Here is a 6,964-nt window from a genome sequence, read left to right as displayed (position 1 = left end):
CATCAGCGGAGGGCAGGCTTTGCGCGGTCAACGATAAACTTTCTGTTTAGTGCATCACCAGATGCGGACGCGGTCTTTCGGCTCCAGATAGAGCTTCTGACCCTGCTTGATCTGATAGGCCTTATACCACGGGTCAAGATTGCGCGAGACCCAAGTCCGCTGGATCGAGGGCGAATGCGGATCGGTCGTGATGCGCTGCGACAGATTCTGCTCGCGATAGTTGCGGCGCCATACCTGCGCCCAGCCAAGGAAGAAACGCTGGTCGCCGGTCAGCCCGTCGATCACCGGCGCTTCCTTGCCACCCAGCGACTTCTTGTATGCGTCGTAGGCGATCGTCAGGCCGGCAAGATCGCCGATATTCTCGCCGAGCGTGAAGGTGCCGTCGAGCTTTTCGCCGGGCAGCACTTCATACGCGTCATATTGTGCGACGAGCGCCTTGCCCGCCGCTTCGAACGCCGCGACGTCAGCCGGAGTCCACCAGTCGGCGAGTTTGCCGGTCTCGTCATATTTCGCGCCCTGGTCGTCGAAATGATGGCTGACCTCATGGCCGATAACCGCACCGATGCCGCCATAGTTGACCGCCGCGTCGGCGTGCGGGTCGAAGAAGGGCGGCTGGAGGATCGCGGCGGGAAAGACGATCTCGTTCATGCCGAAATTGGCATAGGCGTTGATCGTCATCGGGGTCATGAACCATTCCCAGCGGCGGATCGGCCCGCCGAGATGGCCGATATTGTCGTCGTGCGCGAACTGGTTCGATCGCAGCGAATTGCCGAAAAGATCATCGGCGCGGATTTCCAGCTTGCTGTAGTCCTTCCACTGATCGGGATAGCCGATCTTGGTGGTGAAATTGGCGAGCTTCTTGCGCGCCTTGACCTTCGTTGCCGGCTGCATCCACGTCAGCCCATCGATACGGCTCCCCATCGAAGCGAGGACATTCTTCACCAGCGCGTCCATCGCCGCCTTGGTTTCGGGCGGAAAATATTTCGCGACATAATCCTTGCCGACGGCGTCGCCGAGGTTGCCCGTCGTGAAATCGACCGCGCGCTTCCAGCGCTCTTCCATCTGCGGGGTGCCCGACAGCGCCGTGCTGTAGAAGGAGAAGGCTTCCTTTGCGACGGCGTCGGGCAGGACGCCCGAGAAGCTGTCGAGGCTGCGCACGATCAGCAAGTCGCGGATCACGCCGATCGGCGCGTCGGCGAGCAGCTTCGCTTCGCCCGTGAACGCGCTCGGCTGCGATACGATCAGCGTATCTTCGTTGACCCTGAGCCCGCGGATGAAGGTCGGCCAGTCGAAACCGGGAGCGGCCTTGGCGAGTTCGGCGACCGTCATCTTGTTATAGGCCTTGGTCGCGTCGCTGCTGTCATTCTTGTCCCAATGGACCGTTGCGACCTGCTTTTCGAAATCATAGATCGCCTTGGCACGCGCCGGGGCATTGGCTTCACCCGCGAGCATCAGCACATTTTCGAGATGCTTGAGATAGGCCGCCTGCAGCGTCGTGTTCCGCTCGTTTTCCTTCAGGTAGAAATCACGGTCGGGCATGCCGATACCGCCCTGGAAGATGATATAGGTATAGACGTCGGGGTTCTTGTCGTCCTGCCCGACATAGCCGCCGAAGAAATGCTGGACGCCGCTGCGGTCGGCTTCGGCGAGGAGCGCCGCGAGACCGGGCTTTTCAACGGCGCGAATCTTGTTCAGCCACGGCTGGATCGGGGCGAGACCCTTTGCTTCGACCGTCGCCGAATCGAGATAGGACGCATAGGCGCGGCCGATCATGCTGTTCGGATCGCCCTTCGCGGCGTCGAGGATTTCGCGCGTGCGCGTCTGCGACAGATCGTTGAGCGCGGTGAACATGCCATAGTTCGACTTGTCCGCCGGGATCGGGGTGTTCTTCGCCCAGGTGCCATTTGCATAGGCGTAGAAATCGTCGCCCGGCTGGACGGTCTTGTCCATCCCGGTAAGGTCGAAACCGAAATCGCCGATTTCGGGTTTGGCAGCGGTGGTGGTGGCGGGCGCCGTGGCGGTCTGTTGCTGGGCGGCCGCCGGAACGGCGGCAAGCATCAGCGCGCCAAGCGCAGCGGTCGCCATCAGGCGCGAAGACATAGGCAAACGAGTCATGATATTCCCCGGTTTTCAATATGAAGCGAAAAGCCGCGCCGCATAGGCGCGGCGCAGCTTAGCGATGCATCAGCTATACGCCTGCCCGTCCGCGGTTCAACCGGCGGCCGTGTCGCTGGTCGAAGCCTCATGTCGTTGGTCGCGCGCGCGCGTCAGTTTGCGCCGCCAGCGGAGGCGAATCCAGTTATCCCAGAAAATCGCGGCGAGGATGTAGCCGACGACCGCCGAAACGACCGAAATCACGAACAGCCCGGCCAGCATCGCCGGCGCGGCGTCGGAAAAGACCCAGCGCACCCACTCGCCCGCCGATGCGCCATGCTCGATCATTGCCGAAAAGGTCGCGCTGTTGGCATGGAGCCCGAACAGCCAGTCGCCGAGCCAGACCGATGCGATGATGATGAACGGCGTCGTCACCGGATTGGACAGGAAGGTCATCGCGGCGCCGATCGGGATATTGGCGCGAAAGGGCAGCGCGAGCAGCGCGACGCCGAGGATCTGCACCCCGGGGATCAGGAAAAAGATACCGACGAACAGGCCGAGCGCGGTCCCGCGCGGGACCGAGGTGCGGGTGAAGCGCCACAAATGGCTGTGCGCGACGCGGTGCGCGAACGGTTTGACGAAACGGCTCGCCAGCAGTTCCTCGCGCGTCGGCGAATTGCGGCGGATCCAGTTCATCACGGCCGCCTTGTCGCGGGGCTTGCCCCCGCTCATCCGCGTTCCTTCATCAGCCGCTGCTTGTCGCGCTTCCAGTCGCGTTCCTTGATCGACTCCCGCTTGTCGTGCGCCTTCTTGCCCTTGGCGATCGCCAGTTCGACCTTGGCGCGGCCACGGCTGTTGAAATAGATCGACAGCGGGACAAGCGTCATCCCCTGCCGCGCGACCGCGGCGTGCATCTTGTTGATCTCGCGGCCGCTGAGCAACAGCTTGCGCGGCCGCTTGGGTTCATGATTGTGCCGGTTGCCGTGGCTGAATTCGGGGATATTGCTGTTCACCAGCCACACCTCGTGTCCCTTTACCTCGGCGTAACTCTCCGCAATCGTCCCTTCGCCAAAGCGCAGCGACTTGACCTCGGTCCCCTGCAACGCAATCCCCGCCTCGAACACCTCGTCGATGGCAAAGTCGAACCGCGCGCGCCGGTTCTCGGCGACGACTTTTTTCTTGTCGAATTCGGCGGCGGACTGGGGACGAGCCATTTTGAGACCTAGATTACTCCGGCCGCGGACAGCGCGGCATCGACGGCGGCGCGCGATGCATCGTTCGCCGCGATGATAGGTAGGCGCACTTCGGGCGAAAACCAGTCGTGGACGCGCGACAGCGCATATTTGACCGGCCCGGGCGAGGTGTCGGAGAACATCGCCTTGTGCAGGTCGAACAGGCGGTCGTGCAGCACCAGCGCGCGCGCCCAGTCGCCTGCAGCCGCGGCGGCGGCGAAATCGGCGCAAAGGCGCGGCGCGACATTGGCGGTTACCGAGATGCAGCCGACGCCGCCCATCACGGCATGCGGCAGCCACAGATCGTCGTTGCCGCTCAATTGGCAGAAATCCTTGCCGGCACCCGCGCGGTGCATCGTCACGCGCGCGAGGTCACCGCTGGCATCCTTGGTCGCGACGACGCTCGGGATTTCGGCGAGCCTGCACATCGTCTCGGCGCTGATGTCGGCGACGGTGCGGCCCGGGACGTTATAGACGACGATGGGCAGGTCGCTGGCATCGGCGAGCGCCTGGAAATGCGCAATCATGCCCTCCTGGCTCGGGCGATTGTAATAGGGCGCGACGATCAGCGCCGCGGTGGCACCGGCCGCCTGCGCATGACGCATATGGCGGATCGCGGTCGCGGTATCGTTCGACCCGCACCCCGCGATCACGGGAACGCGGCCCGCGGCCGCCTGAATGCAGGTGTCGATAACGCTATAATGTTCGTCGAAGCCGAGCGTCGGGCTCTCACCGGTCGTACCGCACGGAACGAGCGCGCTGGTCCCTTCTTTGATCTGCCAGTCCACGAGGCGCGCGAAAGTCGTTGCGTCGAACGCTCCATCGCGAAATGGCGTCACCAAAGCGGGAATCGAACCCGAAAACATGCACCGCTCCTTTACAAGAACATCGCCCGGCCGGTAGAATCCGGCCAGCGCGCCGCTATTGGACGTCTATTCAGCGCCCCGCAAGGAGTTTGGCATTAGCATGGCCGGTATGATCTCGCTGTCCCGCATTTCCCGCCTCGCGCTTGCCGCGGTCCTTCTTACCCCGACCATTGCCCACGCCAGCGAACTGACCCCCGAACAAATGGCCTGGTATCGCGCCCAGATGGGCCTGGCTTCGGCATCCGGCGCACCCCCCGCAACGAATTCGGTGGGCGATGCGGTGATGGAATGGCGGCGGCTGACCGCGAATACCGGCGCCTCGTTCGACCAGCTTTCGCGCTTTCTGATGGCCAACCGCGGCTGGCCCGACGGCGACAAGATGCGGACCCGCGCCGAAAAATCGATCTCGCTCGACAGCTTCGATCCCGCGCGTACCCTTGCCTATTTCCAGGCCTATCCGCCGCAGACCGCAAGCGGACACCTGCGCTATGCGATGGCGCTCAATGCGTCGGGCCGCCGTGAGGACGCCAATGCCGCGGTCCGCCGCGCGTGGACGAGCGGCACGCTCGACGATTATGAAACGAGCCGCGCGCTGAGCCTGTTCCCCGGCGCGATCACGCCGGCCGACCATGATGCCCGGATGGACCGCCTGCTCTGGCTGGGCGCGACCGCCGCGGCGAGCCGCCAGTTGGCCTTTACCTCGCCCGACAAACGCACGGTCTTTGCCGCGCGGCTCGCGATGCGCAGCGGTTCGGTCGACGCCGCCTTCCAGGCCTCGGCCGCCGAAAGCGCCAATCCGGCGCTGACCCGCAGCGATGCCGGCTATATCACCGACAAGGCGACCTGGCTGCGCCAGACCGGCCGCGTTGGCGAGGCACGCGCGCTGCTCGCGGCGCCGCGATCGCTGGCGAAGCCCCCAACCGACCCCGAAGAATGGCTCGAAACGCTGCTGACCAATGCGCGGCAGGCCGATGCCGGCGGCGACAAGATGACCGCCTATAATATCGCACGCCAACTCGACGACAGTTTTGCGCCGGGTACGGTGATCCGTGAAACACCGCTCAGCGTGCGCGACGATTATACGTCGCTCGCATGGCTGGCAGGGCAACTCGCCTATCGCGACCTGCGCCGCCCGGCCGAAGCGGTGCGCCTCTATCGTGCCTATGGCGAGGCCGCGCGTTCGGCGCAGACGCGCACCAAGGGCTTCTATTGGGCCGGCCGCGCCGCGCTTGCCGCCGGCGACGCCGCCACTGCCAATGCGCATTTCGCCGACGCCGCGCAGCATTATGACCAATTCTATGGCCAGCTGGCGCTCGAGCGGCTGGGCCGCCAGCAGCCCAAGCCGACGCCGAACCCCACGATCCAGGTCGCCAGCGAAGAGAAGCGCGCCTTCGAAGACGACCGGCTGGTCCGCGCCGCGCGCGCGCTCGGCGAAATCGGCGCCTGGCGCGAGCAATCATTGTTCCTCCGCGCTCTCGCACAAAAGGCGACCTCGCCCGCCGACCATGTGCTCGCCGGGCAACTGGCGTCGCAGATCGGGCGTCCCGACCTTGGCGTGATGATCGGCCGCAGCGCGCAAGCCAACAGCCTCGACGCCGTCGAGGTGTCGGGCTTCCCGACCGTCCGCGTCCCCGCGGGACACGAGAGCAACTGGACCTTCATTCACGCGATCACGCGGCAGGAAAGCCAGTTCGACCGCGCCGCGATCAGCCACGCCGGCGCGCGCGGCATGATGCAGTTGATGCCCGGCACCGCGCGTGAAGTCGCGGGCAAGCTGGGGATGAGCTACGACGCCGGGTCGCTGACCACCGACACCAATTACAACATGATGCTGGGGTCGACCTATTTCCAGCAGATGCTCCGCTATTTCGGCGGCAGCTATCCACTCGCCGTCGCGGCCTACAACGCCGGTCCGGGCAATGTGAACAAATGGCTGCGTGCCAACGGCGATCCGCGCGGCGGCGGGATCGAGATGGTCGACTGGATCGAGGCGATCCCGATTTTCGAAACGCGCAACTATGTCCAGCGCGTGCTCGAAAACGCCGTCGTCTATGACTCATTGCGCGATGGCAGCGGGTCGCGGCAGCAGGCGCCGCTGAGCTTCTATCTCGGCAAGCGCACGCCCGGATAAGTCCGCGTGGCGGGGGATAAGACAAACATCATTTCGCCGGCGGGTTATGCCGCGCTGCGCGCCGAATATGACGCGCTGCTCGGCGGCGAGCGCCCGAAGCTTGTCGAGGTGATCAGCTGGGCCGCGGGCAATGGCGATCGCAGCGAGAATGGCGATTATATCTATGGCCGCAAGCGGCTGCGCGAGATCGACCGGCGATTGGGCTTCCTCGCACGCCGCATGAAGGCCGCGCGCGTCGTCGATCCCGCCCAGCAGCCCGACAAAAGCCGCATCTGGTTCGGCGCGACCGTCGAACTCGCCGACGATGACGACGGCCGGCGTGTCGTCACGCTGGTCGGCGACGACGAAGCGGAGGCGGGCGACGGCCGGATCGGCTGGAACAGCCCCCTCGCCCGCGCGCTCCGCGGCGCCGCGATCGGCGACCTGCGCACGGTACAACTTCCCGCCGGCCCCAAGGAATGGGAAGTGATCGCGGTCGGCTATCCCGCAATCTGATACCCCGTCCCTCCCGCGCGGCCGCGAAACATGGCGGCAAATGACGGGAAGCGACTGGAAGCTGCCGATAGGGATGTGCACCCCGGCGCAAGCCGGGGCCCATGGCGTCAGAAGGCTGGCATTGCGCGATTACGCTCTGGGCCCCG

6 protein-coding genes are annotated in these 6,964 nt (G+C 64.9%); 2 read left to right on the top strand and 4 right to left on the bottom strand.

The window, feature by feature from the left end:
- Positions 1 to 54: 54 nt before the first annotated feature.
- From VGD20_RS17615 to dapA, 4 genes are all read right to left on the bottom strand, one after another.
- Positions 55 to 2,100 carry a M13 family metallopeptidase gene (locus VGD20_RS17615; protein ID WP_414714594.1) on the bottom strand — a complete coding sequence of 682 codons (2,046 nt, stop codon included), beginning with the start codon at positions 2,098 to 2,100 and terminating at the stop codon, positions 55 to 57.
- 111 nt (positions 2,101 to 2,211) lie between these two features.
- Positions 2,212 to 2,826, bottom strand: coding sequence for a DUF2062 domain-containing protein (locus VGD20_RS17610; protein WP_331135677.1), 615 nt, complete (start codon positions 2,824 to 2,826; stop codon positions 2,212 to 2,214).
- Positions 2,823 to 3,308: an SsrA-binding protein SmpB gene (smpB, locus tag VGD20_RS17605; protein WP_037518768.1), complete on the bottom strand. Its 486-nt coding sequence runs from the start codon at positions 3,306 to 3,308 to the stop codon at positions 2,823 to 2,825. Before smpB ends, VGD20_RS17610 begins: the two co-directional genes overlap by 4 nt.
- 8 nt (positions 3,309 to 3,316) lie before the next feature.
- A complete protein-coding gene (dapA, locus tag VGD20_RS17600) occupies positions 3,317 to 4,192 on the bottom strand; it encodes a 4-hydroxy-tetrahydrodipicolinate synthase (RefSeq protein ID WP_331135676.1) in 876 nt (291 codons plus the stop codon).
- Between the two features lie 100 nt (positions 4,193 to 4,292).
- Here dapA and VGD20_RS17595 point away from each other — a divergent pair, with 100 nt between their 5' ends.
- On the top strand, positions 4,293 to 6,323 hold the full coding sequence (locus tag VGD20_RS17595; RefSeq protein ID WP_331135675.1) for a lytic transglycosylase domain-containing protein: 2,031 nt from the start codon (positions 4,293 to 4,295) through the stop codon (positions 6,321 to 6,323).
- A 6-nt stretch (positions 6,324 to 6,329) separates the two neighbouring features.
- A complete protein-coding gene (gene greB, locus VGD20_RS17590) occupies positions 6,330 to 6,818 on the top strand; it encodes a transcription elongation factor GreB (RefSeq protein WP_331135674.1) in 489 nt (162 codons plus the stop codon).
- Positions 6,819 to 6,964: the final 146 nt, after the last annotated feature.

Source organism: Sphingopyxis sp. (genome assembly GCF_036402335.1).
In the GTDB taxonomy this organism is placed as follows: domain Bacteria; phylum Pseudomonadota; class Alphaproteobacteria; order Sphingomonadales; family Sphingomonadaceae; genus Sphingopyxis.
This window is presented reverse-complemented; position numbering and strand designations above follow the sequence as displayed.